Source organism: Cupriavidus neocaledonicus (assembly GCF_000372525.1).
GTDB lineage: Bacteria > Pseudomonadota > Gammaproteobacteria > Burkholderiales > Burkholderiaceae > Cupriavidus > Cupriavidus neocaledonicus.
This window is the reverse complement of sequence record NZ_AQUR01000085.1, coordinates 28927-55223: the sequence shown is the minus strand read 5'-3', so window position 1 is coordinate 55223 and position 26297 is coordinate 28927. Positions and strand designations below refer to the sequence as shown.

26 protein-coding genes are annotated in these 26297 nt (G+C 69.6%); 15 read left to right on the top strand and 11 right to left on the bottom strand.

The genetic code is table 11. The annotated features are described in order from the left end of the window. The first annotated feature begins 26 nt into the window (after positions 1 to 26). From fliM to fliR, 6 genes are all read left to right on the top strand, one after another. Positions 27 to 1046 carry a flagellar motor switch protein FliM gene (gene fliM / locus A3AG_RS0109000; protein ID WP_018005079.1) on the top strand — a complete coding sequence of 340 codons (1020 nt, stop codon included), beginning with the start codon at positions 27 to 29 and terminating at the stop codon, positions 1044 to 1046. Next, entirely contained in the window at positions 1039 to 1485 is a 447-nt protein-coding gene (gene fliN, locus A3AG_RS0108995) for a flagellar motor switch protein FliN (RefSeq protein ID WP_018005078.1), read from the top strand. The genes fliM and fliN overlap by 8 nt, the downstream gene beginning before the upstream one ends. Then, positions 1482 to 1937, top strand: a complete 456-nt coding sequence (gene fliO, locus A3AG_RS0108990; protein ID WP_018005077.1) for a flagellar biosynthetic protein FliO — start codon at positions 1482 to 1484, stop codon at positions 1935 to 1937. Before fliN ends, fliO begins: the two co-directional genes overlap by 4 nt. Further along, the gene (gene fliP / locus A3AG_RS0108985) at positions 1934 to 2779 is read left to right on the top strand and encodes a flagellar type III secretion system pore protein FliP (RefSeq protein ID WP_018005076.1); all 846 of its coding nucleotides are present in this window, start codon (positions 1934 to 1936) and stop codon (positions 2777 to 2779) included. Before fliO ends, fliP begins: the two co-directional genes overlap by 4 nt. A gap of 38 nt (positions 2780 to 2817) precedes the next feature. After that, positions 2818 to 3087, top strand: a complete 270-nt coding sequence (gene fliQ / locus A3AG_RS0108980; RefSeq protein ID WP_012355210.1) for a flagellar biosynthesis protein FliQ — start codon at positions 2818 to 2820, stop codon at positions 3085 to 3087. Positions 3088 to 3169: 82 nt separating this feature from the next. Further along, the gene (fliR, locus tag A3AG_RS0108975; RefSeq protein WP_018005075.1) at positions 3170 to 3955 is read left to right on the top strand and encodes a flagellar biosynthetic protein FliR; all 786 of its coding nucleotides are present in this window, start codon (positions 3170 to 3172) and stop codon (positions 3953 to 3955) included. Between the two features lie 57 nt (positions 3956 to 4012). Here fliR and A3AG_RS0108970 read toward each other — a convergent pair whose 3' ends face one another. From A3AG_RS0108970 to A3AG_RS0108940, 7 genes are all read right to left on the bottom strand, one after another. Next, positions 4013 to 4498, bottom strand: coding sequence for a hypothetical protein (locus A3AG_RS0108970; RefSeq protein ID WP_018005074.1), 486 nt, complete (start codon positions 4496 to 4498; stop codon positions 4013 to 4015). Positions 4499 to 4509: 11 nt separating this feature from the next. After that, the gene (locus tag A3AG_RS0108965) at positions 4510 to 5331 is read right to left on the bottom strand and encodes a DUF2092 domain-containing protein (protein ID WP_018005073.1); all 822 of its coding nucleotides are present in this window, start codon (positions 5329 to 5331) and stop codon (positions 4510 to 4512) included. 209 nt (positions 5332 to 5540) lie between these two features. Then, on the bottom strand, positions 5541 to 6770 hold the full coding sequence (locus A3AG_RS0108960; protein ID WP_018005072.1) for an RtcB family protein: 1230 nt from the start codon (positions 6768 to 6770) through the stop codon (positions 5541 to 5543). A 77-nt stretch (positions 6771 to 6847) separates the two neighbouring features. Then, positions 6848 to 7816 (bottom strand): threo-3-hydroxy-L-aspartate ammonia-lyase, encoded by a 969-nt coding sequence (locus A3AG_RS0108955; RefSeq protein ID WP_018005071.1) that lies wholly within the window; start codon positions 7814 to 7816, stop codon positions 6848 to 6850. An 81-nt stretch (positions 7817 to 7897) separates the two neighbouring features. After that, a complete protein-coding gene (locus tag A3AG_RS0108950; RefSeq protein ID WP_018005070.1) occupies positions 7898 to 9532 on the bottom strand; it encodes a methyl-accepting chemotaxis protein in 1635 nt (544 codons plus the stop codon). A 426-nt stretch (positions 9533 to 9958) separates the two neighbouring features. Further along, complete coding sequence (locus tag A3AG_RS0108945) at positions 9959 to 10195, bottom strand: DUF2795 domain-containing protein (RefSeq protein ID WP_018005069.1); 237 nt, start codon at positions 10193 to 10195, stop codon at positions 9959 to 9961. A gap of 132 nt (positions 10196 to 10327) precedes the next feature. Further along, on the bottom strand, positions 10328 to 12460 hold the full coding sequence (locus A3AG_RS0108940; RefSeq protein WP_018005068.1) for a catalase: 2133 nt from the start codon (positions 12458 to 12460) through the stop codon (positions 10328 to 10330). A 321-nt stretch (positions 12461 to 12781) separates the two neighbouring features. On the opposite strand from A3AG_RS0108940, the gene A3AG_RS0108935 reads away from it, so the two are divergent. Together A3AG_RS0108935 and A3AG_RS0108930 are read left to right on the top strand one after the other, a co-directional pair. Further along, on the top strand, positions 12782 to 12988 hold the full coding sequence (locus A3AG_RS0108935) for a hypothetical protein (RefSeq protein WP_018005067.1): 207 nt from the start codon (positions 12782 to 12784) through the stop codon (positions 12986 to 12988). A gap of 57 nt (positions 12989 to 13045) precedes the next feature. After that, positions 13046 to 15250 (top strand): phosphocholine-specific phospholipase C, encoded by a 2205-nt coding sequence (locus A3AG_RS0108930; RefSeq protein ID WP_018005066.1) that lies wholly within the window; start codon positions 13046 to 13048, stop codon positions 15248 to 15250. A gap of 31 nt (positions 15251 to 15281) precedes the next feature. Here the strand turns inward: A3AG_RS0108930 and A3AG_RS0108925 are convergent, their stop codons facing one another. Continuing rightward, complete coding sequence (locus A3AG_RS0108925) at positions 15282 to 16250, bottom strand: aliphatic sulfonate ABC transporter substrate-binding protein (protein ID WP_018005065.1); 969 nt, start codon at positions 16248 to 16250, stop codon at positions 15282 to 15284. Between the two features lie 130 nt (positions 16251 to 16380). On the opposite strand from A3AG_RS0108925, the gene A3AG_RS0108920 reads away from it, so the two are divergent. Beyond that, the gene (locus A3AG_RS0108920) at positions 16381 to 16746 is read left to right on the top strand and encodes a glyoxalase superfamily protein (RefSeq protein WP_018005064.1); all 366 of its coding nucleotides are present in this window, start codon (positions 16381 to 16383) and stop codon (positions 16744 to 16746) included. A 73-nt stretch (positions 16747 to 16819) separates the two neighbouring features. Here A3AG_RS0108920 and A3AG_RS0108915 read toward each other — a convergent pair whose 3' ends face one another. Next, positions 16820 to 17428: a glutathione S-transferase family protein gene (locus A3AG_RS0108915; RefSeq protein WP_018005063.1), complete on the bottom strand. Its 609-nt coding sequence runs from the start codon at positions 17426 to 17428 to the stop codon at positions 16820 to 16822. Positions 17429 to 17553: 125 nt separating this feature from the next. Between A3AG_RS0108915 and A3AG_RS0108910 the strand changes: the two genes are divergently transcribed. The 4 genes from A3AG_RS0108910 to A3AG_RS0108895 are packed head-to-tail and all read left to right on the top strand — an operon-like array spanning position 17554 to position 22492. Then, positions 17554 to 18297: a DUF3348 domain-containing protein gene (locus tag A3AG_RS0108910; RefSeq protein WP_018005062.1), complete on the top strand. Its 744-nt coding sequence runs from the start codon at positions 17554 to 17556 to the stop codon at positions 18295 to 18297. Positions 18298 to 18307: 10 nt separating this feature from the next. Further along, a complete protein-coding gene (locus tag A3AG_RS0108905; protein WP_018005061.1) occupies positions 18308 to 21184 on the top strand; it encodes a DUF802 domain-containing protein in 2877 nt (958 codons plus the stop codon). Beyond that, positions 21181 to 21828, top strand: a complete 648-nt coding sequence (locus tag A3AG_RS0108900) for an OmpA family protein (protein ID WP_018005060.1) — start codon at positions 21181 to 21183, stop codon at positions 21826 to 21828. Before A3AG_RS0108905 ends, A3AG_RS0108900 begins: the two co-directional genes overlap by 4 nt. Further along, on the top strand, positions 21821 to 22492 hold the full coding sequence (locus tag A3AG_RS0108895; protein WP_018005059.1) for a DUF2894 domain-containing protein: 672 nt from the start codon (positions 21821 to 21823) through the stop codon (positions 22490 to 22492). Before A3AG_RS0108900 ends, A3AG_RS0108895 begins: the two co-directional genes overlap by 8 nt. Positions 22493 to 22505: 13 nt before the next feature. Here A3AG_RS0108895 and A3AG_RS0108890 read toward each other — a convergent pair whose 3' ends face one another. After that, positions 22506 to 23519, bottom strand: coding sequence for a zinc-dependent alcohol dehydrogenase family protein (locus A3AG_RS0108890; protein WP_018005058.1), 1014 nt, complete (start codon positions 23517 to 23519; stop codon positions 22506 to 22508). A 93-nt stretch (positions 23520 to 23612) separates the two neighbouring features. Here A3AG_RS0108890 and A3AG_RS0108885 point away from each other — a divergent pair, with 93 nt between their 5' ends. Further along, entirely contained in the window at positions 23613 to 24533 is a 921-nt protein-coding gene (locus A3AG_RS0108885) for a LysR family transcriptional regulator (protein ID WP_018005057.1), read from the top strand. Between the two features lie 27 nt (positions 24534 to 24560). Here the strand turns inward: A3AG_RS0108885 and A3AG_RS0108880 are convergent, their stop codons facing one another. Continuing rightward, entirely contained in the window at positions 24561 to 25409 is an 849-nt protein-coding gene (locus A3AG_RS0108880) for an amidohydrolase family protein (protein ID WP_018005056.1), read from the bottom strand. 106 nt (positions 25410 to 25515) lie between these two features. On the opposite strand from A3AG_RS0108880, the gene A3AG_RS0108875 reads away from it, so the two are divergent. Continuing rightward, the gene (locus A3AG_RS0108875) at positions 25516 to 26265 is read left to right on the top strand and encodes a GntR family transcriptional regulator (RefSeq protein WP_018005055.1); all 750 of its coding nucleotides are present in this window, start codon (positions 25516 to 25518) and stop codon (positions 26263 to 26265) included. The last annotated feature ends 32 nt before the right edge of the window (positions 26266 to 26297 follow it).

The window sequence follows — 26297 nt, the reverse complement described above, 5'->3', positions numbered from 1 at the left end:
ACGCCGCACAAGGGGCAGGACACTAGATGGCCTACGACAAGTTCCTCTCGCAAGACGAGGTAGACGAGCTGCTCAAGGGCGTATCCGGCGAAGCCGATACGCCCAAGGCCAGCGAGACTGCGCCCGACGAGGGCGGGGTACGCCCCTATAACCTGGCGACGCAGGAACGCATCATCCGCGGCCGCCTGCATACGCTGGAAATCATCAACGAGCGCTTTGCGCGCTCGCTGCGCACGGCGCTGTTCAACTTCATCCGCCGCGGCGCGGACATCTCCGTGGGCAGCGTCAGGATCGAGAAGTTCGGCGACTTCGCGCGCAACCTGCCGATGCCGACCAACCTCAACCTGGTCCACCTGAAGCCGCTGCGCGGCACCGCGCTGTTCGTCTACGACCCCAACCTGGTCTTCCTGGTGGTCGACAACCTGTTCGGCGGCGACGGCCGCTTCCACACCCGCGTGGAAGGCCGCGACTTTACCCAGACCGAGCAACGCATCATCCAGCGCATGCTGGAGCTGACGCTGACCAGCTACGGCAATGCCTGGCGCACCGTGCACCCGATCGAGACCGAGTACATCCGCTCGGAGATGCACCCCAAGTTTGCCAACGTCGCCACGCACAACGAGGCCGTGGTGACCACCGCCTTCCACATCGAGCTGGGCGCCGTCGGCGGCCAGCTGCACGTATGCCTGCCGTACGCGATGATCGAGCCGCTCAAGGACCTGCTGATGAATCCGCTGCAGGACGAGAAGGAGGTCGACAAGGGCTGGGTCACGCAACTGTCGACGCAGCTGCGCGCGGCCGAGGTCGAGCTGGTGGCCGAGTTCGCGCACCTGCAGAGCACCGTGGCCGAAGTGCTGGCGATGCGCGCCGGCGACGTGCTGCCGATCGAGCTGCCCGAGAAGGTGTTCGGCAAGGTCGACGGCGTGCCCGTGATGCAATGCGGCTTCGGCACCATGAATGGCCAGTACGCGCTGCGGGTAGAACGAATGATCAATCACCAGGACGGCGATTCCCACCTGGACATTAAGGACACGGATTATGAGTGAGGGCATCGAGGACAAGCCGGTCGACCCGATGGACGACTGGGCCAGCGCGCTGGCCGAGCAGACCAGCGCCACTTCCGCCGAGATCCCCGCCGCTGCCGCGCCGGCATCGGCAGCCGCCACGCCCGCCGCCGCCACGGTCTTCCCGCCGCTGGCGAAGGAAGCGCCGAGCGGCTTCCGCAACGATATCGAGATGATCCTCGATATCCCGGTGCAACTGACGGTGGAGCTGGGCCGCACCAAGGTGCCGATCAAGAACCTGCTGCAGCTGGCGCAGGGCTCGGTGGTGGAACTCGACGGCCTGGCGGGCGAGCCGATGGACGTGCTGGTCAACGGCTACCTGATCGCCCAGGGCGAAGTGGTGGTGGTCAACGACAAGTTCGGCATCCGCCTGACCGACATCATCACGCCGTCCGAACGCATCCGGAAGCTGAACAAATGACAGCCGCAAGCCGCGCCCCGCTGGCTGCGCTTGCCGCGCTTCCCTGCGCCGCAACGGCCGCCGACGGCGCGCAAGCGCCAGCCATCAGCGGCGCGGCCAGCCTGGCGCAGGCCGGGCTGGGGCTGTTCGCCATCATCGCGCTGATCCTGGGGCTGGCCTGGATGGCACGGCGTGCCGGCCTGGTGCGCCACGCTACCGGCGGCGCGATGAAGGTGGTCGGCAGCACCATGCTGGGCGCGCGCCAGCGCCTGGTGCTGGTCGAGGTTGGCGATACCTGGCTGGTGCTGGGCGTCAGCCCCGGCGAAATCCGGCCACTGCACACCATGGCGGCAGGATCCCCGGCCGCCGGCCAGACCGGCGCGCACATCGCCGCCGGACCGTTGCAACCGCCCACCGGCGGCAGCTTTGCCGAAAAGCTGCTGCGCTCGATGCAGGCCCACTTCAAATCATGATTGCCCCGCTTGCCACGCCGTGGCGACTGCTGCCGCGCGCAGCCCGCGCCGCGCACCCGCCCTCGTTGCTGTCCGCGTTGTTGCCCTCGCCGCTGCTGTCCCGGCTGTCCGTGCTGGCGCTGCTGCTGGCCCTGGCCGCGCTGGCGCCCGCGCCAGCCTGGGCCCAGGCGCTGCCCGGCGTGATCAGCAAGCCCGCCCCGGGTGGCGGCCAGATCTGGTCGCTGCCGGTGCAGACGCTGGTGCTGCTGACCTCGCTGTCGTTCCTGCCCGCGGCGATGCTGATGATGACCGGCTTCACCCGCGTCATCATCGTGCTGGGGCTGCTGCGCAATGCGCTCGGCACGGCCACCTCGCCGCCCAACCAGGTGCTGGTGGGGCTGTCGCTGTTCCTGACCTTCTTCGTCATGGCGCCGGTGTTCGACCGCGTCTACAACGACGCCTACAAGCCGCTGTCCGAAAACAAGCTCAGCCTCGAAGCCGCCGCGGCCAAGGCCGCCGAGCCGCTCAAGGCCTTTATGCTGCGCCAGACCCGCGAGAAGGACCTGGCCATGTTCGCGCAGATGGCCAAGGCGCCGGAGATGCAGGGGCCGGAGGAAGTGCCGCTCAGCATCCTGGTGCCGGCCTTTGTCACCAGCGAGCTGAAGACCGCGTTCCAGATCGGCTTCACCATCTTCATCCCGTTCCTGATCATCGACCTGGTCGTCGCCAGCGTGCTGATGGCGATGGGCATGATGATGGTGCCGCCGGCCACCATCTCGCTGCCGTTCAAGCTGATGCTGTTCGTGCTGGTCGACGGCTGGCAGCTGCTGCTGGGATCGCTGGCGCAAAGCTTCATGAGCTGACGCCGGCCGCCGGCGCCAGCCCCTTCTTCGCAAGAGCCATGACCCCAGAGACCGTAATGACCATCGCCACCCAGGCGATGAAGATGACCCTGCTGCTGGCCGCCCCGCTGCTGCTGGTGGCGCTGGCCGCCGGCCTGGTGGTCAGCCTGTTCCAGGCCGCGACCCAGATCAACGAGATGACGCTCAGCTTCATCCCCAAGCTGATCGCCCTGTTCGCCACCATGGTGCTGGCCGGCCCGTGGATGATCAACGCGATGGTCGACTACATGCGCGAGGTGTTCCAGAGCATCCCCGCGCTGGCGCACTGACGGCGGGGCCGCCCACGCCGCCAGCCGCTGCTGTCCGCCACCGTCGCCGCATTTCACCCCGCCCGCCCGCTGACCCGCCGCCGTGATCGAGTTCACCTCAGCCCAGCTCTACGGCTGGCTTGCGGCTTTCCTGTGGCCGTTTTTCCGCATCCTGGCGCTGATCGGCACCGCGCCGCTGTTCGGTGAATCGACCATCCCGCGGCGCGCCAAGATCGCGCTGTCGGCGATGATCGCGATGGTGGTGTCGCCCACCATCGCGCAGCTGCCGGTGGTGCCGGTGTATTCGTTCGACGGGCTGATGATCATCCTCAATGAAGTCGGCATCGGCCTGGCCACGGGCTTCGTCATGCGGCTGGTGTTCGCCACCGTGCAGCAGGCCGGCGAGATCATCGGGCTGCAGATGGGTCTGTCGTTCGCGTCCTTCTTCGACCGCGCCGCCGGCGGCCAGACCATGGTGCTGTCGCGCTTCCTGAACCTGATCGCGGTGCTGCTGTTCCTGGCGCTGGACGGCCACCTGCTGATGCTGGGCGCGCTGGTCGACAGCTTCAACAGCCTGCCCGTCGGCGGCACCCCGCTGTCGGCGGGCGGCGCCATGGCCGTGGCACGCGCCGGTGGCATGGTGTTCGCTTCGGGACTGCTGCTGGCGCTGCCGATGATCGCCGCCTTGCTGATCCTGAACCTGGCCATGGGCATCCTCAACCGCGCCTCGCCGCAACTGTCGATCTTCGCGGTGGGCTTCCCGGTGACGCTGTCGGGCGGACTGCTGGTGCTGATGCTGGTGATGCCGCAGATGGGCAGCTACATGCAGCACATGATCGAGGCCGGGCTGGAGGCGGTGGGGACGGTGCTGGGACAGTTCGGTCGGTAGCGCCGCCGCGGCTGCGCCACGCTGCCTCGGCAACGGGCGGCCGCAGGCGTCACGCCTTCAGTACGGCGGATTCACCACGACGTACTGCGATCCCTGCGGCAGGTACCAGGTGCTGCCGCACTGCTGGTACACCATGCCGCCATAGTTCACCGGCACGCAGCTTGGCGGCACCGAGCGCACCATGGATCCCACCACGGCCGAGGTGACCGCCACCGTCGCGGTGACGGCGGCTGCCGTTGCCACCGGGTGATAGTCATTGTCCCAGCCGCAGCATCCGCCGTGCGTATCGACGTTGACGTTGACGTTCCGGTTGGTATTGACGTTCACGTTGCGGCTGGCATTGACGCTGTTTACGCTCGCGCTGCGGACGTTATTGGTACGCACGTCGGCCCGGTTCTCGACCGGGCGGCTGGCATGCGCCGCGCCGCCGCCGCGCGCCGCGGCGTGGGCGCCCTGGCGCGCCTGCGCCTGCGGAACCCAGTGGCCGGCAAGCAGGACCGCACCCACCAGCGCCAGGATGGACTTCTCGACGGGACGTTTCATCTGCCTCTCCTTCACTGGGTCTTGAGCGGAACGAGCCTGGCTTCACGGGCCCCCGGCGGCGGCGTAAAGCGGAACACCGCGTCCTTGAACGCCGGCTTCACGTTCCAGTCCAGCCAGGTCACCGACTGCGGGCGCGCCTCGTCGGCGCGGTTGGTGATCACCAGCTTGCGCGGCACCGGGCGGTTGCCGCGGGCAATCCAGATCTGCCAGTCCACCGCTCCCTGGCGCAGCGCGTAGTGGTCGCACAGGTCGCCATCGATCAGGTCAGTGCCCGCGTTCATGGCCGAGGTGATATGGTCCAGCGGCGCGGCGGGCGTGCCCCACAGGAACAGGTCGTCCAGCGGCACTTCAACACCGAAACGCTGGCGCAGGTGCATCACCAGTTCGCCGAGGTTCTGCGTCGCGGCAGTGGACGCATAGGTCTTCTGCGCCGGCTGGTAGAGGGTGACGGTCTTGCCGTCGTAGATCAGCTGCCGTTGTCCGCGCGCGCTCTCCATCCGCACCCGCATCTTGTTGGGCCGCTGGGCGTCGATGGTGGCGGCGGCGCTGTGCTGCAGTTTCTGGCCATCGGCCAGCACCCGTTCGCCGTCCAGGTCGATATCCACGCTGAAGCGCTTCAGCGTCGCCAGATAGCCGCCCATCCGGTTCAGTGCCTGGATCACCGCCGGATCTACCGCATCCGCGGGCGCCTTGCCGTCCGCCGCGGGCTGGACGGCCGCGGCTGGGGCGGCTGGCGCGCCCGTGCCTCGTTGCCCCGCCGAAGCCGTCGGTGCCGGGCTGGCGCACGCCGCAAGCGAGATCCCCAGCATGGCAATGCTCAATACACGGTACATAGCGAACCTCACAGGTGTTGGTACCAGCAGGCGGTGCCATCCCCCGCCGTCCGGAAAGGGTCGTGGCCGTCCGGTTGGAGCGGACAGCCACGCCATCATCGCCGAGGTTCGCCGCAGTCCGAAGTAAATCTTCTTGCGCGCGAGTTAAGAATCTTTGACAGGACCCCAGCCGGGAAGGAACGCGGCATGACCTGCCCCGGTGGCTGCGCTTACCCCTTCACGCACACCACTTGCCGCAGCGTATGCACGACTTCCACCAGGTCCGCCTGCGCCGCCATCACCGCGTCGATATCCTTGTACGCCATCGGGATCTCGTCGATCACGGCGGCGTCCTTGCGGCATTCCACGCCTTGCGTGGCCTGCTTCTGGTCGGCCACGGTGAAGCGGCGCTTGGCCTCGCTGCGGCTCATGGTACGGCCGGCGCCGTGGCTGCAGGAGCAGAACGACTCCGGATTGCCCTTGCCGCGCACGATGAACGAGCGCGCGCCCATCGAGCCCGGAATGATGCCCAGCTCGCCGGCGCGCGCGCTGACCGCGCCCTTGCGCGTGACCAGCACGTCGGCGCCGAAGTGGTGTTCCTTCTGCACGTAGTTGTGGTGGCAGTTCACCGCCTCTAGCTGCGCCTGGAACGGCTTGCGCAGCACCCGCTGCGCCGCCGCCAGCACCGCCTCCATCATCAGCTCGCGGTTGCGGCGGGCGTAGGCCTGTGCCCAGGACACCGCGTAGATATAGTCCTCGTAGTGCGCGGAGCCTTCCACCAGGTAAGCCAGGTCGCGGTCCGGCAGGTTGGCCAGGTGCTGGCGCATGTCCTGCTGCGCCAGCGTGATGAAGGTGGTGCCGATCGCATTGCCGATGCCGCGCGAGCCGCTGTGCAGCATGAACCAGACCGACTGCGCCTCGTCCAGGCACACCTCGATGAAGTGGTTGCCGGTGCCCAGCGTGCCAAGGTGATTGCGATGGTTGGCGCGCGCCAGGTGCGGATATTTGTCGGTGATGCGGCGAAAGCCCGGCGCCATCTCGGCCCAGGCGGCGTCGACATGCGCCGGCGCGTTGCCCCAGGCACCCTGGTCGCGTCGCCCGCCCTGCGCGCTGCGGCCATGCGGCACGGCATGCTCGATCGCGCTGCGCAGCTGGCCCAGGTTGTCGGGCAGGTCGGAGGCGGTCAGCGAAGTCTTCACCGCCATCATGCCGCAGCCGATATCGACGCCTACCGCCGCCGGAATGACGGCGCCCACCGTGGGAATCACCGAGCCGATGGTCGACCCCTTGCCCAGATGTACGTCCGGCATCACCGCCAGATGGCGGAAGATGAACGGCATCCGCGCCGTGTTCACCAGCTGCTCGCGCGCGGCGCCCTCCACCGGCACGCCGCGGGTCCACAGCTTGACCGGCTTGCCGGCGCCGGTATCGAGTACGTCGTATTGCATCTTGCCCGCCATGTGCTTGCCGTGCTCCAGTGGAGCTGTCTGGAGCTTAGAGGCCCGGGTCCGGCAAGGATTCCCCGGCTACCGCGCCGTCAATGCCCCCCGACAAATCCCGCAAACGCCGCCAGATCCACATTGCCGCCCGACACGATGATGCCCACGCGCTTGCCCTTGACATCGAGCTTGCCGTGCAGCACCGCGGCCGCGGCCAGGCAGCCGGTGGGCTCGGCGACGATCTTCATGCGCCCGGCGAAGAACTTCATGGTCTCGACCAGTTCGGCATCCGACACGGTAGCGATGTCCGTGACCAGTTCGCGGATCACGGCGAAGGTGTGATTGCCGAGGTAAGGCGTCTGGGCGCCATCGGCAATGGTGCGCGGGGTATCGATGCGGACGATCTCGCCGCCGCGCAGGCTGCGCTGGCCGTCGTTGCCGGCCTCGGGCTCGACGCCATACACCGCGCAGCCGGGCGACATCGCCCGTGCCGCAACCGCGCAGCCCGACAGCAGGCCGCCGCCGCCCAGGCACACCACCAGCATGTCGAGCGGGCCGGTTTCCTCGAACAGTTCCTTGGCGGCCGTGCCCTGCCCGGCCATCACGTGCGGGTGGTCGTAGGGCGGGATCAGGGTCATGCCGCGCTCGCCGGCGATGCGCCGGCCCAGGGCCTCGCGGTCGTCCCGGTAGCGGTCGTACAGCACCACCTCGGCGCCATAGCCGCGCGTGGCCTCGATCTTGATCGCGGGGGCGTCCTGCGGCATCACGATCACCGCCTGCACGCCGCGCAGGCGCGCCGACAGCGCGATCGCCTGCGCGTGGTTGCCGGAAGAGAACGCCAGCACGCCGCCTGCCTTCTGCTGCGGGGTGAACTGGGCAATCGCGTTGTAGGCGCCGCGGAACTTGAAGGCGCCGATGCGCTGGAAGTTCTCGCACTTGAAGAACAGCTGCGCCCCGGTGGCCGCGTCGGCGGTGGCGGAGGTCAGCACCGGGGTGCGGTGGGCGGCCGCGCGGATACGTTCGTGCGCGGCGGCAACGTCGTCGAAGGAGATCGGCAGGGCGGTCATGGCGGTGGCAAGGGGAGGAGGAAGCGGCCAGTTTACCCGCCCCGCCGCCGCCTTGCAGCCGCGCCGCCCTCCGGCTGGCCCCTAGGCAGCGGCCAGCTGATGCGGCGCGCGCCGCTGCGCGGCCAGCGTACCGGCGCCCGCCGGCACGGCCCACGCTTCGCCGGGCAGGCGGAAGAACGCCACCACCTCGCTCAGTTCGCGGCCCTGCTCTTCCAGCGCGCGCGAGGCATTGGCCGCTTCGCTCACCAGCGACGCGTTCTGCTGCGTGACCTGGTCGATCTGCACGATGGCCTGGTTGACCTGCTCGATGCCGCGGGTCTGCTCCGCCGACGCCGTCGCGATCTCCTCGACGATGCCGGTCACGCGCGCCACCGCCTGGGTCACCTCGGCCATGGTCTGGCCGGCCTCGCTCGCCAGCGACGAGCCATCCTGCACCTGCCGCCCCGAGGCCTCGATCAGGTCCTTGATCTCCTTGGCCGCGCTGGACGAGCGCTGGGCCAGCCCGCGCACCTCGCTCGCCACCACGGCAAAGCCGCGGCCCTGCTCGCCGGCGCGCGCTGCTTCCACCGCGGCGTTCAGCGCCAGGATATTGGTCTGGAAAGCAATGCCCTCGATGATGCCGGTGATCTCCGCGATCTTGCTCGAGCTGGCGCTGATGTCCTGCATCGTGCCGACCACGCGCTGCACCGTGGTGCTGCCGCGCTGCGCCACGTCGGCGGCGCTGCGCGCGAGTTCGCTGGCCTGGCGCGCATTCTCGGTGTTCTGGCGCACGGTCTCGGTCAGTTCCTCCATGCTGGCCGCGGTCTGCTCCAGCGAGGCCGCCTGCTCCTCGGTGCGGCTGCTCAGGTCGGCATTGCCGCGGGCGATCTCGCTGGTGCTGATGGCGATATTGCCGCTGCTGGCGCGCACGCGGGTGACGGTGGCGGTCAGGCGCTCGTTCATGTCGCGCAACGCCGCCAGCAGGCGGCCGGTCTCGTCATGGCGGTCCACTTCGATGCGCGCGCCCAGGTCGCCGCCGGCAACGGTGCCCGCGACCTCGACCGCACGCAGGATCGGGCGCGTGATGGCACGCGTGATCAGCACGCCGCCGGCCAGCGCAATGACCGCGGACACCAGCGAGATCAGCACCAGCAGGTTGCGCTGGCGCTCGTAGTCCGCCTCGAGCCTGTGCTCCATCTCCTTCTGGCGGCCCCTGGTGAACTCGGCGTAGGCATCGGTCGACTTGATCAGCGCCGCCAGCAACGGACGGCATTGCTTTTCGATCCGGCCGATGGCCTCCTCGACCTTGCGCTCGACCGCCAGCCCGACAATGCCGGTGGCAACCGGACCATACTGCGCCTCGACCCTGGCGACATCGTCGACCAGCTTGCGCGCCTCTTCGCCGACGCCAGGCTGGCGCACCATCTCGCTGAGCCGCGCCAGCCGCGCCTGCACGTCTGCATGCGCGCGCAGGGCGTCGGCCTTCTCGCGCTCCAGCTCTGCCGCGTCCGTCACCAGCACCAGGTTGCGCGCCGCGATGGCACGCCGGTCGACCGCGCTGCGCACCTGGGCCGCCATTTCCGCCCGGGCATTCAACCCGTTCAGGTAGTCATTGAACCCCGCCGTCGCCTCGCCAAGCGCGTGCAACGAATACGCCGACACCACCAGCACCACGCCCGCCAGCGTGCCAAAACCGGCCAGCAGGCGCGTGCGGATAGACAGGCTCCTGAAATTCATGCTCCCTCCCCTTCCCGATCAGCGGGACATTTACGCTTCGTTTGTTGTGATGACTGCCTTGCGTGCCGAACCATCGGCCCGCAAACACCAAAGCGCCCGTTCCATCTGTCCGGCACGGTATACGACGCGGTGACGGCCATGGCCGGCCGCGCACATCCGTGCTCTTCGTGCGCTGGCTAACGGTCGGCCGGGAGCAAACTTTGCCCTACGAGAGTGGGGAGACGGGCAAACAAGCAGGGGGGCGTGCGGACGTGCGCGCATCGCCACTCGTCGCGCGCCGGGATTCAAACCATTGCGGGTATGCAGCGCGCCGGGAACGCCCGCCTTTGCCGAGGCGTCATCGCGTGCCATGGCATCGCGGGCCGGTTCCGGCATCCGGCCTGCCGGGCTTTACAACGATGCAGCGAAAGAATTGCAGCGTCTGCCTCAGCGCCCGCGCGCCACGGCTTCCGACACCTGGGCGGGGTCTTCATATTCCCGGTCATCGATCGCCTCGAGCGCGCGGGTGATGGCCTCGTCGGCGCCGGCCTCGCGCGCCTTGTCCACCAGTTGCTCGCGCGTGGCCGGGTAATCCACGCCCTTGAGCGCACGCTGCAGTTCGATCGGGTTGGGCATGCCGGCGGCATCTGCGGACTTGCCTTGCTCCTGGTTACGCGTGGTCATCTTGCACTCCTTGTCTTGCGTTTCAACTAGGAAGCGCCGACCCGCCGCCACAGCGCGGCAGCGGGCCGGCGCCGTGGGGGCGCGTGCAAGGAGCGTACCCGTAACGGCCCCCCTGGCCGCCGGTGCACGGCGTCAGGCGAGCATCCGCACCTGCGGCTCGCGATCCCATTGCCGGGTCTTGGCCGCGGCGATGAACCGCGCCGGGTCGCTGGCCGGCACGATGCCGTTGTCCGGCTGCAGGTTAGCGTGCGTGAGCAGTGCCTCGCCGCCGGCATCGACCGCGATCGCCTTCAGGTGCGCGTAGGCAAAGCAGACAAAGTCCAGCGCCGCGCTCTCCTGTACCAGCATGGCGGCGGCGTCGGCACCAAGGATGATGGCCACGGCATCGAACATCACCGACGGCGTCCCGGCCAGCTGCCCATCCGCCGGCAGCTTCGTCCCATCGGCCAGCACCGCGCCGCCCACCTTGGGCGCGACGATCTTTACCGTGGCGCCGGCGGCGCTGGCCGCCTGGCGGATCGCCTCGACGGCGGCGCCGTCGGAGCCGTCGGCGACCAGGATGCCGATCTCGCGTCCCTGCAGCGTGTCTTTCATCTTGCCGATGATCTGCAGCGCCGGCGACGGCGGCAGGTCCTGCACCGGCACGGCGGTGGGCAACGGCTCGGGCACCTGGTCCAGCGCCAGGCCGTCGGCCACGCGCCGGCCCAGGTCGGGGTCGATATTGAGCAGGTGGGCCACCATGCGCTCGCGTACATGGACGTGCTCGACCTTCGACAGCTCGAACACCAGCGCCGAGGCGATATGCGCCTGTTCGGCGCGGGTCTGGCTGCGGTAGAACAGGCGCGCCTGGCTGTAGTGGTCGGCAAAGGTCTCGGGGCGGATGCGGCCCTTGTCACCCTGCTCGGGCACCAGCGCGTGACGGAAGCCCAGGTCGGGCGTCTCGCGCGGCGAGTCGTCGGACAGCGAATTGGGCTCATATGCGACGCGTCCCCTGGGCCGCTGCATCTGCATATGGCCGTCGCGCTGGTGGTTGGCGAACGGGCACTTGGGCGCGTTCACCGGAATCTGGTTGAAGTTGGGACCGCCCAGGCGCAGCAGTTGTGTGTCGAGGTACGAGAACAGCCGGCCCAGCAGCAGGGGATCGTTGGAGAAATCGATGCCGCGCACGATGTTGGCGGGGCAGAACGCCACCTGCTCAGTCTCGGCGAAGAAATTGTCGGGCCAGCGGTCCAGCACCATGCGGCCGATGATCTTCAGCGGCACGGTCTCCTCGGGGATGATCTTGGTCGCATCGAGATGGTCGAACGGGAATTTGGCCGCATCGGCTTCGGTGAACAGCTGCACGCCCAGTTCCCATTCCGGGAAGTTGCCGGACTGGATCGCATTGAACATGTCGCGGCGATGGAAATCCGGATCGGCGCCGGCGATCTTGACGGCCTCGTCCCACACCGTGGACTGCAGTCCCAGCTTGGGGCGCCAGTGGAACTTGACGAAGGTGGACCGGCCCTGGTCGTCGAGCAGGCGGAAGCTGTGCACGCCGAAGCCTTCGATCATGCGCAGCGAACGCGGGATGGTGCGGTCCGACATGATCCACATGACCATGTGCATCGACTCCGGCGTCAGCGAGATGAAGTCCCAGAAGGTGTCGTGCGCGGTGGCCGCCTGCGGGAAGGCGCGGTCGGGCTCCATCTTGACCGCATGGACCACGTCGGGGAACTTGATCGCGTCCTGGATGAAGAACACCGGGATGTTGTTGCCGACCAGGTCCCAGTTGCCTTCCTTGGTATAGAACTTGACCGCGAAGCCGCGCACGTCGCGCGGCGTGTCGATCGAGCCCGCGCCGCCGGCCACGGTGGAAAAGCGCGCGAACACCGGCGTCTTGACGCCGACCTCGGTCAGGATGCTGGCGGTGGTGAATTGCGCCAGCGAATCGGTCAGCTCGAAATATCCATGCGCCGCGGTGCCGCGCGCATGGACGATCCGCTCGGGAATGCGCTCATGGTCGAAGTGTGTAATTTTTTCACGCAGGATGAAATCTTCGAGCAGGGTCGGGCCGCGCGGATTGGCCTTGAGCGAGTTCTGGTTGTCCGCGATGGGCGCGCCCTGGTTGGTGGTCAACGGGGCATGCGTGCCGCCGGCAACCTGGTGTAGCTCTCCGCCGGTGCCGCGCTGGGCATCGCCATAGCCGGCCGGAGCGCCCTGAGCGGTGGTGGCGGGTGTGGCGTTTGACGTGGGCTTGGCCTTGGCGTCGGACGTGTCGGGCATGGGGGTCTCCTGTATCGGGTTGAACGGATGAACGGCGGCAACCCGGCAGTGCCTGCAATTGCCACGCCCGCTCCCTGACACTTTTGGTTACAAAGGTAAAGTACCGAAAGTGCGCCCTGTCAAACATCTGACATTTGATCCGTCAACAATCGCCCGCTGTCGCGACAAGCCCCGGCCATCTACCCGGCATCCGGCCGGATCCGCGCTTGTCCTCCGCCACGGCGGAAGTCCGCTGCGTGCAGCCGTCTGTCGGCGCAACGGGCGCGGCCCTCGTTCTCTTCCTCAACCCGAAGAAAAGGCCCTGCACCAATGAGACCCACCTTGCTGTCGCATTCCGCCCGGCCCTGGCTGGCGGCCGGCACCCTCACCCTGGCATTGATGCTTGCCGCCTGCGGCGGCGACGACTCGCCCGGCGCGGGAGGCGGCACGCTGCAGCCCAGCGCCGCCAACGGCAACGCGCCGGACGCAGCCGGCAAGCCCGGCCACACCGGCAAGCCTGGCAACTGCAGCACGCGTTGCGCCCCCTGATGTGCCCCTGAAGCGGGCCGCTTTCCGACCCAGCCACAGAACGACCCCACCCACGCCATGACCTTCAATCCGTCCAAGCGACAGTTCCTCAAGACCAGCCTCGGCACCGGCGCGGCCGCCGCGATGCTGGCCAGCTTCCCGCCCAGCATCCGCCGCGCCCTGGCGATCGAGGCCAACAACGCCACCGGCACCATCCAGGACGTCAAGCACGTCGTCATGGTGATGCTGGAAAACCGCTCGTTCGACAACTACTTCGGCACCTTCAAGGGCGTGCGGGGCTACGGCGACCGCTTTGCGATCCCGCTGCCGAACGGCAAGAACGCGTTCTTCCAGACCGATGCCAACGGCAATACGCTGACGCCCTACCACCTCGACGAAACCCAGGGCAACGCGCAGCGCGCGGGCGGCACCCCGCATACCTGGCCCGATGCGCAGGCCGCGTGGGACCACGGCCGCATGGACCGCTGGCCGGTGGCCAAGAAGGCGCTGTCGATGGGCTACTACGACAACGCCGAGATCCCGTTCCAGCGCGCGCTGGCCGACGCCTTCACGCTGTGCGACGCGTACCACTGCGCGATGCACACCGGCACCATCCCCAATCGCCTGTTCTACTGGACCGGCAGCAACGGCCCCACCGGCGACAACGTCGCGGTGATGGTCAATGAGTTCAACGCCGGCGCCGACGTGGGCCCGTCCACCGAGGGCTGGACCTGGAAGACCTACGCCGACCGTCTGCAGGGCGCGGGCGTGAGCTGGAAGGTCTACCAGAACGTGCCGGACAACTATGGCTGCAACCAGATGATGAGCTTCCGGCACTGGCGCGCCGAGATGGAAAAGATGCCGGACGGACGCAAGCTCTCCAACACCGCCGGCACCGGCGTCAATCCGCCCTACAACCCGGATATCGACGACCAGTACAGCCCGCTCGCCAAGGGCTTCTGCAACACCATGCCCGACGGCGGCTTCCTGCAGTCGCTGCGCGACGACGTGCTCAACGGCCGGCTGCCGCAGGTATCGTGGATCATCCCGCCGGCCGAGTTCAGCGAGCACCCCGGCCCGTCCAGCCCGGCCAAGGGCGGCTGGTACGTGCAGTCCATCCTCGATGCTCTGACGGCATCGCCCGAGGTCTGGAGCAAGACCGTGCTGCTGATCAACTTCGACGAGAACGACGGCTTCTTCGACCACAGCCCGCCGCCGACCGCGCCGTCGCGCAACCCGGACGGCACGCTGGCCGGCAAGTCCACCCTCGACGATGCGCAGATGGCCTACGAGTACTTCAACTTCCCGCCCGCCACGGCCAAGCAGCCGCCGCAGGATGGCAAGCCCTTCGGGCCGGGGCCGCGCGTGCCGCTGTGGGTGGTGTCGCCGTGGAGCCGCGGCGGCTGGGTCAACTCCGAGGTGTTCGACCACACCTCGGTGCTGCGCTTCCTGGAAGCGCGCTTCGGCGTGATGGAGCCGCAGATCAGCGCCTACCGCCGCGCGGTCTGCGGCGACCTGACCAGCGCCTTCAACTTCGCCACGCCCAACACCGAGACGCTGCCCGTGCTGGCGGGGCGCACCACGCGCGCCGACGCCACCAGCCTGACCGCCTGGCAACAGACGCAGCCCGCCATCCCGGTGCCGGCCTCGCCCGCGCTGCCGGCGCAGGCCACCGGCGCGCGCCCGTCGCGCAAGCTGCCGTATGAGCTGCATACCAGCGCGCGCGTCGATGCCGCGGCCCGCTCCGTGCGCCTGCTGTTCGCCAACGGCAGCGCGCACCAGGCGGGCGCGGTGTTCCATGTCTACGACAAGCTGCACCTGGACCGCATCCCGCGCCGCTACGTGGTCGAGGCCGGCAAGGCGCTGGACGACGCGTGGGACGTCAATGCCGACGGCGGCAAGTACGACCTGTGGGTGCTCGGCCCCAACGGCTATCACCGCGCCTTCACCGGCGATGTCACCGAGGCGGCCACCACCTCGGCCGAGATCCAGGTCTGCTACAACCCGTGCAGGAAGCCGACCATCCAGGTCAAGCTGCATAACGACGGCGATGCCGACGTGACCTTCACCGTCAAGGCGCTGGCCTACCGCGACGACGGCCCGTGGACGCAACGGGTCAGGCGCGGCAAGGTGGAAACGCTGGAATGGCCGGTGGCCGAAAGCGGCAACTGGTACGACTTCGTCGTGACTTGCGAAGCCAGCCCCGCGTTTGCGCGCCGCTTTGCCGGACGCATGGAGACCGGCGCGGATACGGTCAGCGATCCGGCAATGGGCGTGGTCTGACGGCCTGGCGCGACGGGGCGCAGGGCGCCGCTTACGCCTTGCGCCAGACCGGCGAGGCCGACACCGCTACCTTGCGCGGCAGGATGCCCTGCGCGGCAAAGGCATCGGCGATGCGCTGCTGCTCGGCCAGCGCGGCCGCGTCGACGGTGCGTACGGCATAACTGCGGCGCGCGTTGGCGGCCTCCACCGTGGCGGCATCCAGGCCGATCAGCGGCGCGTGCCAGCGCGCGGCCTCGGCGGGGTTGCGCTTGACCCAGTCGCCCGCGTCGCGCAGCGCGTCGAACACCACCTCCAGCACTTCGGCATGCGCGCGCGCGTACGGCGTCGCCGCCAGGTAGAAGCGGCGATAGCTCGACAGCCCTTCGCCGTCGCGCAGCACGCGCGCATTGGACTGGCGCTGCACCGCGGCCAGGAACGGGTCCCAGATCACCCACGCCGCCACGCTGCCGCGCTCGAACGCCGCGCGCGCATCGGCCGGGCTCAGGTAGGCCGGCTCGATGTCGCGGATCGACAGCCCGGCGCGCGCCAGCGCCTCGAGCACCAGGTAGTGCGCGCCGGCGCCCTTGGCAAACGCCACGCGCTGGCCCTTGAGCTGGGCCACCTCGCGGATCGGCGAATCGCCGCGCACCACGATCGCCTGCGCCTGCGGCGACGGCGTCTCGGTCGCGTAATACGTGAGCGCCGCACCCGCGGCCAGCGCGAACGGCGGCACCGCATCGGCCACGTCGGCACTAAGGTCGACGTTGCCCAGGTTCAGCGCTTCCAGCAGCGGCAGGCCCGAGGTGAACTCATACCACTGCACCGCCACGCCCCTGGACGCCAGCGCCTTTTCCAGCGTCTGCCGCGATTTCAGCAGGATCATCAGCGTGGAAGACTTCTGGTAGCCGATGCGCAATGTCGTCAGGCCCTGCCCCAGGCTGACACCAGGCAGCGCGGCTGCCGCGGCCGCGCCCGCTGCGGCAATAAGCCAGCGGCGACGGGAATTGTGGCTAGGGTCCATGGCAGAGCTCCGGATACAGATCGGAGCGCCAGCTTAGTCACCACATCGCGCAAAGCCAACGAAGATTGTCGCGAATGCTTATGCGGCGGCTATCATCGACGATTCCCGCGCCACTTCCGCCCCGAACATCATGGACCTGTCCGCCGGCATCCCCATCCTCCGGATCTTCTCGGTCGACAAGGCCAGGGAGTTCTACCTGGATTTCCTTGGCTTCACGCTCGACTGGGAACATCGCTTCGACGACGGGTCGCCGCTGTACGCGCAGGTCACGCGCAGCGGCCTGACGCTGCATCTGAGCGAGCACCATGGCGATGCCACGCCGGGGTCGACCGTGTTCGTGCCGGTGGCTGACATCGATGCGCTGCACCGGGAGCTGTCCGCCAGGGACTATCCCTACGCCAGGCCCGGCGTGGAGGACGTGGGCTGGGGCCGGATGCTGCAGGTGGCCGATCCGTTCGGGAACCGGCTGCGGTTCTGCCAGGTGGCAGAGGATTAGGCCACGGCTTCCTGCACGGCGCGGCTCTTCTCTTGCTCCGGAAGTCGCCGGCAGTGAACGCGTGCAGGGTCGCCTATGCGCAGGGCAAGGCCTCGAATGCCGGCAGCCGCTCCAGCGCGGCGGCCAGCCTTGCCAGCGCCGGATGCAATGCCGGATCGACCGCCCCGGGCAGCATGAACTGCGTGAAGGTCCAGGCCACCGCGGCGGTCAGCTCGGGCTGGCCGATCCCGGCTTCGGAACGCGGCAGCGGGCGCGCGGCAAGCTCGGCCTCCAGCAACGCAAAGGCGCTCTCGCGCTGGGCGTCGACGCGGTCCAGCCATGGCTGGTGCCGCTTGCCAGCCGGACGCTGGCTGTGTTCGTAGAAGTTCTGCACCACCTTCTCGCACGCCGCCAGTGCCAGCCCGACGACGCGCAGCGCGGCCTGGCGCGACGCCGTATCCGCCGGCATCAGGCTGCGACCGGCCAGCGACTCGGCATAGTCGATGATGAGCGTGGAGTCCATCAGCACGACGCCGTTGTCGCACACCAGCGAAGGCGCCTTGACGACCGGATTGACGGCGCGGAAGCGCTCGACTTCCCGGAAGACGGACACGGATTCATGCGTAAACGGCAGTCCGAGCAGGCGCAGCGAGATCGCCGTGCGGCGGACATAGGGGGAATCGAGCATGCCGACGAGTTTCATGGCGGGGGCTCCATGTTGGGCAGATCGGGGCGGGTCGGAAGCGGCTTCCCGCCATCATCCGCCAGCCCAGCCGGCCGCGCCACTGCCGGGGCGTGTAAACTGCTGCATTTTTCGAATCCAGCGGAATGTTACAAGTGCCCCGGCGCACAGGCTTGAGCGGACCCACGCTGGTCCGCCTGCTGGCCCGCCTGGCTGACGCCGACGCCCCCGCCCCTGCAAGCTCGCTTTCGAGCCAGCTGAGCCAATGGCTTGGCTGGGCGGATGCGATCGCGCTGTCTTCCGCGCTGAAGGCCCATGCCCCTGCCATGCCGGCTACGGCAAGTGCCGGCAGCAGCACCGAAGCGCAGGAATGCGCGCGCGTGCGCGCCCGGCTGGTGGAGGCCATTGCCGAAGACACCACGCCGGCAGCCCGGCGGCGCGGTCCCCCGCGACCGTCGGCGCTGCCTGACCCGGTCGATGCACAGGTCGACTACGCGGTCCATCGCCAGCGTTACCAGACGCTGCAGCAGGCCATGGAAACCGCCATCGGCAACGTGCGCGCACGCCTGCGCGCCGCGCTGTCGACCCGCACGCCGGCGCTGGCCAAGCTGGCGATGGTCGACGCGGTGATGGAGCGCGTGCTCGGCATGCGCGAGCAAAGCCTGCTGGGCGCGGTGCCAAACCTGCTGGAGGCGCACTTCCAGCGTCTGCGCCAGGCCGAAGCCGCGGCACTGGAGGCGCAGGCCCAGGCTCCGGCACAGGCCGCGGCGGTGCGTCCCGGCGCATGGCTGGGCGTGTTCCGCAAGGATATGCAGAGCGTGCTGCTCGCCGAACTCGAGATCCGCTGGCAGCCCGTCGAAGGCCTGCTGGCGGCGCTGCAAGACAGCTAACCCGGACATCATGACCCGATACCTCTCCCATATTGTTGCGTTCCTGGCGGGCCTGGCGGTCGTCTGCTGGATTGGCGCGGGCTATGCCAGCACCAATTTCCTCGCGCTCGTCGTCACCCTGCTGATCGGCGGTTTCTACGTGGGCGGCGCGCTGGAACTGCTGCGCTACCGCCAGGCCACCGCCACGCTGGCGCAGGCGCTGGCCGGACTGGCCGAAGCACCCGCCAGCCTCGGCGGCTGGCTGGAACGCCTGCACCCCAGCCTGCGCGACAGCGTGCGGTTGCGCGTGGAAGGCGAGCGCGTCGGCCTGCCCGGCCCCGCGCTGACGCCGTACCTGGTCGGGCTGCTGGTGCTGCTGGGCATGCTCGGCACGTTCCTCGGCATGGTGGCCACCTTGCGCGGCACCGGCATCGCGCTCGAAGGCGCCACCGACCTGCAGGCGATCCGCGCTTCGCTGGCGGCGCCGGTCAAGGGCTTGGGCTTTGCCTTCGGCACCTCCGTCGCGGGCGTGGCCACCTCGGCCATGCTGGGACTGCTGTCCGCACTGTGCCGGCGCGAGCGCATCCAGGCCGCGCAGGCGCTCGACGCCCGCATCGCCACCACGCTGCGCGGCTACTCCCGTGGCCACCAGCGCGACCAGGCCTTGCAGCTGCTGCAGCGCCAGGCCGAGGTGATGCCGGCGCTGGCCGAGCAGATGCAGGCCATGATGCGCGCCATGGCGCAACAGCACGAGGCCCTGGCCGAACGGCTGGCGGCCGGCCAGGACGCCTTCCACGGCAAGACCGAGGCGGTCTATGCGCGCCTCGCGTCATCGGTGGAGCAATCGCTGAAGGACAGCATCGCCGACAGCGCCCGCGCCGCCGGTGCCGCGATCCAGCCGGCGGTGGACGCGACCATGGCCGGCCTGGCCCGCGAGACCACGGCGCTGCGCGACACCGTCACGCAGGCGGTGCAACAGCATCTGGACGGCGTTTCGAGCCGGTTCGAGCGCGCCACCGCCGGTGTCGCCGATACCTGGCACCAGGCGCTCGCCGGCCATCAGCGCACCAGCGAGGCGCTGGCGGCGGACCTGCGCACTGCGCTCGACGGCTTCAGCCAGACCTTCGACCAGCGCTCGACCAGCCTGCTGGACCATGTCGCCACCCGCTTCGATGCGGTGGCGGCCAGCACCGCCGGGGCGTGGCGCGAGGCGCTGTCGCAACAGCAGCAGGCCGGCGAAAAGCTGGCCGGCGACAACCAGCAGGCGCTGGCCGCGGCCGCGGCAACGTTTGGCGAGCATGCCGCGGCGCTGGTGCGCAACGTGGATGCCTCGCATGCCGGGCTGCAGGCACAGCTGGCCGCGCAGGACGCGCAGCGCCTGTCGGCCTGGGCCGACACGCTCGGCGGCATGACCGCGACGCTGCGCCAGCAGCTGGAACAGCTGAACGCGCACACCGTCAGCCGCCACGACGAAATCAGCGCCACGCTGGCGCAGAACGTGCGCGAGGTCTCGGCGCAGACGCAGGCGCACGCCAGCAGCACGCTGGCGGAAATCGAGCGCCTGGTGCAGGCCGCCGCCGAAGCGCCGAAGGCCGCGGTCGCGCTGCAGGCCGAACTGGCGTCGCGCGATGCAGCGCGCTTTGCCGCGTGGACCGATACGCTCGGCGGCATCACCGCAACGCTGCGCCAGGAATGGCAGCAGCTGAACGCGCAGACGGTCGCGCGCCAGGATGAAATCAGCGCGACGCTGGCGCAGAACGTGCAAGAAATCTCCGCGCAGACGCAGGCGCATGCCAGCCGCACCCTCGCCGAAATCGACCGCCTGGTGCAGGCCGCGTCGGAAGCGCCGAAGGCCGCGGTCGCGCTGCAGGCCGAACTGGCCGAGCGCGACGAGGCACGCTTCGCCGGCTGGACCGAGACCCTCGGCAGCATCGCCGCGACGCTGCGCCAGCAGTGGGAGCAGTCCAGCACGCACGCCGCCGCGCGCCAGCAGGAAGTGTGCGAGGCGCTGGCGCAGACCGCGCGCGCGATCTCGACCGAGACCCAGGCGCACGCCGCCACCACCCTCGCCGAGATCGACCGCCTGGTGCAGGCCGCGGCCGAGGCGCCGAAGGCCGCCACCGCGCTGCAGGCGGAACTGGTGGCGCAGGACGCGCAGCGCCTGGCCGCGTGGACCGAAACGCTGGGCACCATGGCGGCGTCATTGCGCGGCGAATGGGAGCAGGCCAGCGCGCACGCCACCGCGCGCCAGCACGAGATCTGCGAAACGCTGGCCGTCACCGCGCGCGACATGGCGGCGCAGGCCCAGGCGCAGGCCACCGGCACCGTCGCCGAAGTCTCGCGCCTGCTGCAGGCCGCGAGCGAAGCGCCCCGCGCCGCCGCCGAAGTCATTGCGCAGCTGCGCGAGAAGCTGACCGAAGGCATGGCGCGCGACCACGCCATGCTGGAGGAGCGCAGCCGCATGATGGAGACGCTGGGAACGCTGCTTGACGCCGTCAACCACGCCTCCACCGAACAGCGCACCGCGGTCGATACCCTGGTCGCCACCACCGCAGACCTGCTCGAGCGCATCGGCACGCGCTTCACCGACAAGGTCGAGGCCGAGACCGGCAAGCTTGCCGACATCGCCGCGCAGGTCACCGGCAGCGCGGTCGAGGTGGCCAGCCTGGGCGAAGCCTTCGGCGTGGCGGTGCAGCTGTTCAGCGAATCGAACGGCAAGCTGATCGAGCACCTGCAGCGCATCGAGGCCGCGCTCGACAAGTCGATGACGCGCAGCGACGAGCAACTGGCCTACTACGTGGCGCAAGCGCGCGAGGTGGTGGACCTGAGCATGCTGTCGCAGAAGCAGATCCTGGAAGGCCTGCAGCTGCGCGCGGCCCCGCACGCGCCCAGCGCAGAGGCGGCATGAGGGAAGAACTCGACGCCGGCGTTGAGCCCACCGTGCCGGCCTGGGCGGTCTTCGGCGACCTGATGTCGGTGCTGCTGGGCGCGTTCGTGCTGGTGCTGCTGGGGGTCATCGGCGTGCAGATGGAGCTGTCGGCACGGCTGGAAGCCGAGGTGAAGCAGCGGCAGGAAGAAGCCCAGCGCCGCGAGACGCTGGAAAAGGCGCTGGCCGGGCCGCTCGCGGCCGGCCGCGTAACGCTGGTGAACGGGCGCATCGGCATCAGCGGCAGCGTGCTGTTCGCGCTCAATTCCGCCGAACTGCAGCCCGAAGGCCGCGACCTGCTCAGGAGCCTGGCCCAGCCGCTGTCGGCCTACCTGCGCAGCCGCGACGAGATCCTGATGGTCAGCGGCTTTACCGACGACCAGCAGGTGCGCGAGGGCAACCGGCGCTTTGCCGACAACTGGGAACTGTCGGCCCAGCGCGCCCTGACCGTGACCCGCACGCTGATCGATGCGGGCATCCCGCCCGCGTCGGTGTTCTCGGCCGCGTTCGGCTCGCAGCAGCCGGTCACGCCGAATGCCGATGCCGCCGGCCGCGCGAAAAACCGGCGCGTGGAAATCTCGCCGGTGCCGCGCACGACCACCGGCACGGTGAAGGCGCATGGCTGACCTGGACGCGGTGGCCGCGGCCCGCGCGCAACTCGACGCCTGGCAGGCCAGCGGCGCCGACCGCGCCGACCCGGTGCGCTTCCGGCTGATGCAGGCACTGGCCGCGCGCGCGGCCGCACACGGCGGCGCGGCGCGGCAGTTGCTGGAGGCACGCCTGCAGGCGCTGGTCGCCGCCTATGCCGCCATCGTGCCGGGCAACGGCGATAACGCTGGCGAGACCACGTGCCAGCCGGGGCCAACGCCTGCCGTGAGCGCGCTGGGCGCCTTGGTTCACGACCTCGCCGCGCGCGCCAAACCAGCGCTCGCGCCGGCTTCGAACGATGCCCGTGCGCGACCGCCGGCACCGGCGCAAGCGGTCGACACGCCGCTGGTCGACACTCTCGCCGACTACTTCCGCGAAACCTGGGCCAGGGTCAGCGTCGAACAGCAGTTCCGCCAGTCGCTGGAACGCGTGCCGGAAAACGCCGGACCGCTCAATACCGACCATCTCGTGCACCGCGCGCTGTCGCTGATGCGCGAGACCTCGCCCGAATACCTGCGGCATTTCCTGTCGTATGTCGAGGGCATGGCGTGGCTGGAGCAGCTGAGCGCGGCGGCAGCGGCGCAAAAGGAAGCGGCCCGCGCCGCCGCCAGGAAGAGCACGCGCGCCAGGGCCCGCAAGTAGCAGCCCGGCCGCCTCAGTCCAGCCGCACCACCACCTTGCCGAAGGCGCCGCGCTCGAGGTGATCGAGCGCCGCCGGCAGCTCGCCGAAGCCATACGCGCGCTCGACCACGGGGCGCAACTGCAGCCAGTCGACCGCGCGCACGAAGTCCTGCAATGCGCGCCGGTGCGACACGCCGATGCCCTGCACGGTCACGCGGCCATGCAGCACCGGATAGACGTTGGCACGCAGCTCGTCGCCCTGCAGGTTGCCGATCACCGAGATCCGGCCGCCCTGCGCCAGCGCGGCCAGCGAGCGGCCGAAGTTGTCGCCGCCGGCCAGTTCCAGCACATGGTCGGCGCCGTGGCCCCCGGTCAGCTCGCGCACCGCGGCGGGCCAGTCCGGCGTGCGGCCGCGATGGATGCCGTGTGCCGCGCCCAGCGCCTGCGCGCGCGCCAGCTTGTCGTCGCTGCCCGACACCACGATCACGCGCGCGCCCTGGGCACGGGCGATCTGCACCGCGAACAGGGCGACGCCGCCGGTGCCGATCACCACCACGGTATCGCCGGGCCGCGTCACCGTGGCCTCGGCCAGCGCCTGCCATGCCGTGAGGCCGGCGCAGGTCAGCGTGCTGGCCTGCGCCGCGTCGAGCGTGCGCGGCGCCGCCACCAGCGCGTCCTCGGCCAGCACCACGTATTCGGACAGCATGCCGGGGCCCGGCACGCCCAGCGGCTTGCTGTGGCGCGGCTGCACGCCATCGAGCCAGCCGGTGAAGAAGGTGCTGATCACCGCGTCGCCCGGGGCAAGGCAGGCAACCCCATCGCCAATGGCCACGACTTCGCCACGCATGTCCGAGCCCGGCACCAGCGGCGGCTGCACCGGCATGCCCATGCCGTCGTGGAGGATCAGCAGGTCGCGGTAGTTCAGCGACACCGCATGCACCCGCACCAGTACTTCGCCATGCCCCGGCGTAGGTATCGGCGCCTCGACGCGATGCAGGTGGTTGCGGCCGAATGCCGAAAGTTGCCAGCGTTGCATGGAGGAAGTCATGGGTGCAGTCCTGTGGGTAGAAAACGGTGAACCCACTATACTGATTCCCCATCCGATCCATTGGACAATCGAATTCCTTCCCGTGTAGCCACCATGGAACCAATCTCGCATGACCGGCTGGCCGGCATCACGGCCTTCGTGGCCGCGGCGGAAGCCGGCAGCTTTGCCCAGGCGGCGGCGCGCCTGGGCCTGACGCGCTCGGCCATCGGCAAGGCCATCGCGCGGCTGGAGGCACGCGTCGGTGCGCAGCTGTTCGTGCGCACCACGCGCAGCCTGGCGCTGACCGATGACGGCCAGGCGTTCTACGAGCGCTGCGCCCACGCGCTGGAAGAGCTGGATGCCGCCCAGCACATGCTGGAAGCCGGGCGCGGCGCCGTCGCAGGCCGCGTGCGCGTGAGCGCGCCGGTGGTGTTCGGCCGCCATCATGTGGCGCCGTTGCTGCTGGAACTGGCGGAGCGTCATCCGCAACTGCGGCTGGAAGGGAATTTCACCGACCGGCTGGTGGACTTTGCCGACGACGGCATCGACCTGGCGATCCGCAGCGGCCGCCTGCCGGACAGCGACACGCTGGTGGCACGGCCGCTCGGCACGCAGGCCATGGTGCTGTGCGCGGCGCCCGACTACCTGCGCCGCCATGGCACGCCGGCCACCACTGCCGGACTGCTGTCGCACCAGTGCCTGGTCTACCTGCGCGGCAGCCAGCCCGTACCCTGGTCGCTGGCCGATACCGACGGCAATCCGGTGCGCCCGGAGCTGTCGCACCGTCTCGCCTTCGACGACATCGATACCCTGGCCATGGCCGCGATCCGCGGCGCCGGCGTGGCCAACCTGCCGCTGTGGCTGGTGCGCGCGCCGCTGCAGCAGGGCAAGCTGGCGCGCGTGCTGCCGCAGGCCTCGGCCAGCCGCACGCCGTTGCACCTGGTATGGCCGCGCAACCGCTTCCTGCCGCACAAGCTGCGGGTGACGATCGACCTGCTGATGGCGGCGTTGCCGGCGGTGCTGGCGCCGGATTGAATGCCCCCGTGCGGCGCCGGGATAACGCTAGGCCGGCACGGCAAACCCGTAAAGCGCCGCGGCGTTGCGCCAGCGCAGCGCGGCGGACAACGCCGCGCCGTCACCATCCTGCCCTTGCCACGCGGCCAGCTCGCGGCACTCGTCCAGCCGCGGCGGCGCCTCGTGGTTGGTCCAGGGCCAGTCGCTGCCCCACAGCAGCCGGTCAGCGCCGACGAGGTCGCGCCAGCGCTGCGCGAGCAGCTGCCAGTCGTGCGGTGATGGCAGCCGATAGGGCGCACTGATCTTCACCCATACCTGGCGGCGCGCGCGCACGGCCCGGGCGGCTTCGAAGACGGCGTCCGCGAGCCCCGCCACACCAGGCCGGCCGAAGTGGTCAAGCACGACCGGCGCGCCGGCATCGCCAAGCGCCGCATCGAGCTGCGCCAGCACCGTGGCGCCCTGCCCGTTACCGGTATGGAGCTCGACGTGCCAGTCCAGCGCGGCGATCCTGTGGAACAGCGCGCGCCACGGCGCAGTGGCAACGCGTTGCCAGCCGGGATCGCCGTACAGGTTCAGGCGGATGCCACGCACGCCGGCGGCCTGCAACGCCGCCAGTTGCGCGTCCGTGATCGCCGGGTCGATCACCGCCACGCCGCGCAGGCGGCCGGGCCGCGCCCGCAGCGCGGCCAGCAGCGCGGTATTGTCGGTGCCGAGAAAGCTGGTCTGCACCACCACCCCATACAGGTCGCCCTGGCCGCCGAGCTTGCCGATGGCCGCCTGCCAGTCATCCAGCCCGGCGGCATAGGCCGGCCGGTAGCGCGCCGAAGCCGTAGCCACGCCGGTATCGAAGACGTGGAAATGGGTATCCACCAGCGGCAAAGCGCGCCTGCTCATCATCAAGCCTCCGTGGGGCGGGTATATCCGGATATGGCATCCAGACCCGCGTCAGTATTCTAGTCCTCTAGAGGACATCAGCATTCAATCAATTTAGCACGGCTCCGGCATGCCAGACAACGCACCGCTCCCGACCGCCACCGCCACCGCGGGGCTGAGCCGCTACGGCCAGATCGCGGCGGCACTGCAGGACAGGATCGTTTCCGGCGCCTGGACACCCGGCAGTGCCATTCCGGCCGAAGGCGCGCTCGCCAGGGAGTTCGGCATCGCGCTCGGCACCATCCGCCAGGCCATCGCCGTGCTGGTCCAGCAGGGCCTGCTCGAGCGCGTGCAAGGCAAGGGCACGTTCGTGCGCAAGGGGCTGAGCGGCGCGAGCCTGATGCGCTTCTTTCGCTTCGGCGGCGCCGATGGCGCGCCCGTGGTGCCCCGCTCGGAGATCCTGTCATGCCGCGCGGTCCGGCTGGACAAGGCCATGGCGGGCCGTTTCGGGCTGGACAGCGGCGCGCGCGGGCTCGCGATCTCGCGCCGCCGCTGGCTGGATCAGACGCCGCGGCTGCTGGAATCGATCTGGCTGCCGCTGCCGCGCTGCGAAGCGCTGCAGCAGCTGCCGCCGGCGCAGTGGGGCGATCTGCTCTACCCGCTGCTGGGCAGCACCTGCGGCGTCACGGTCCATCGTGCCGTCGACGAGGTGACCTTCCGCACGCTGGCGGCGGACGAGGCGGCTTTGCTGACGCTGCCCGATGCGCATCCCTGCGCGGTGGTCACGCGCCACGCCTTCGACCTGGCCGGCCACTGCGTCGAATACCGGCTGACGCGCGGCGACGCCTTTGCCTTTCGCTATACCGCCGACGTCCGCTGAGCACCGTTATGGACCGTCGCCAAGGAGACAGA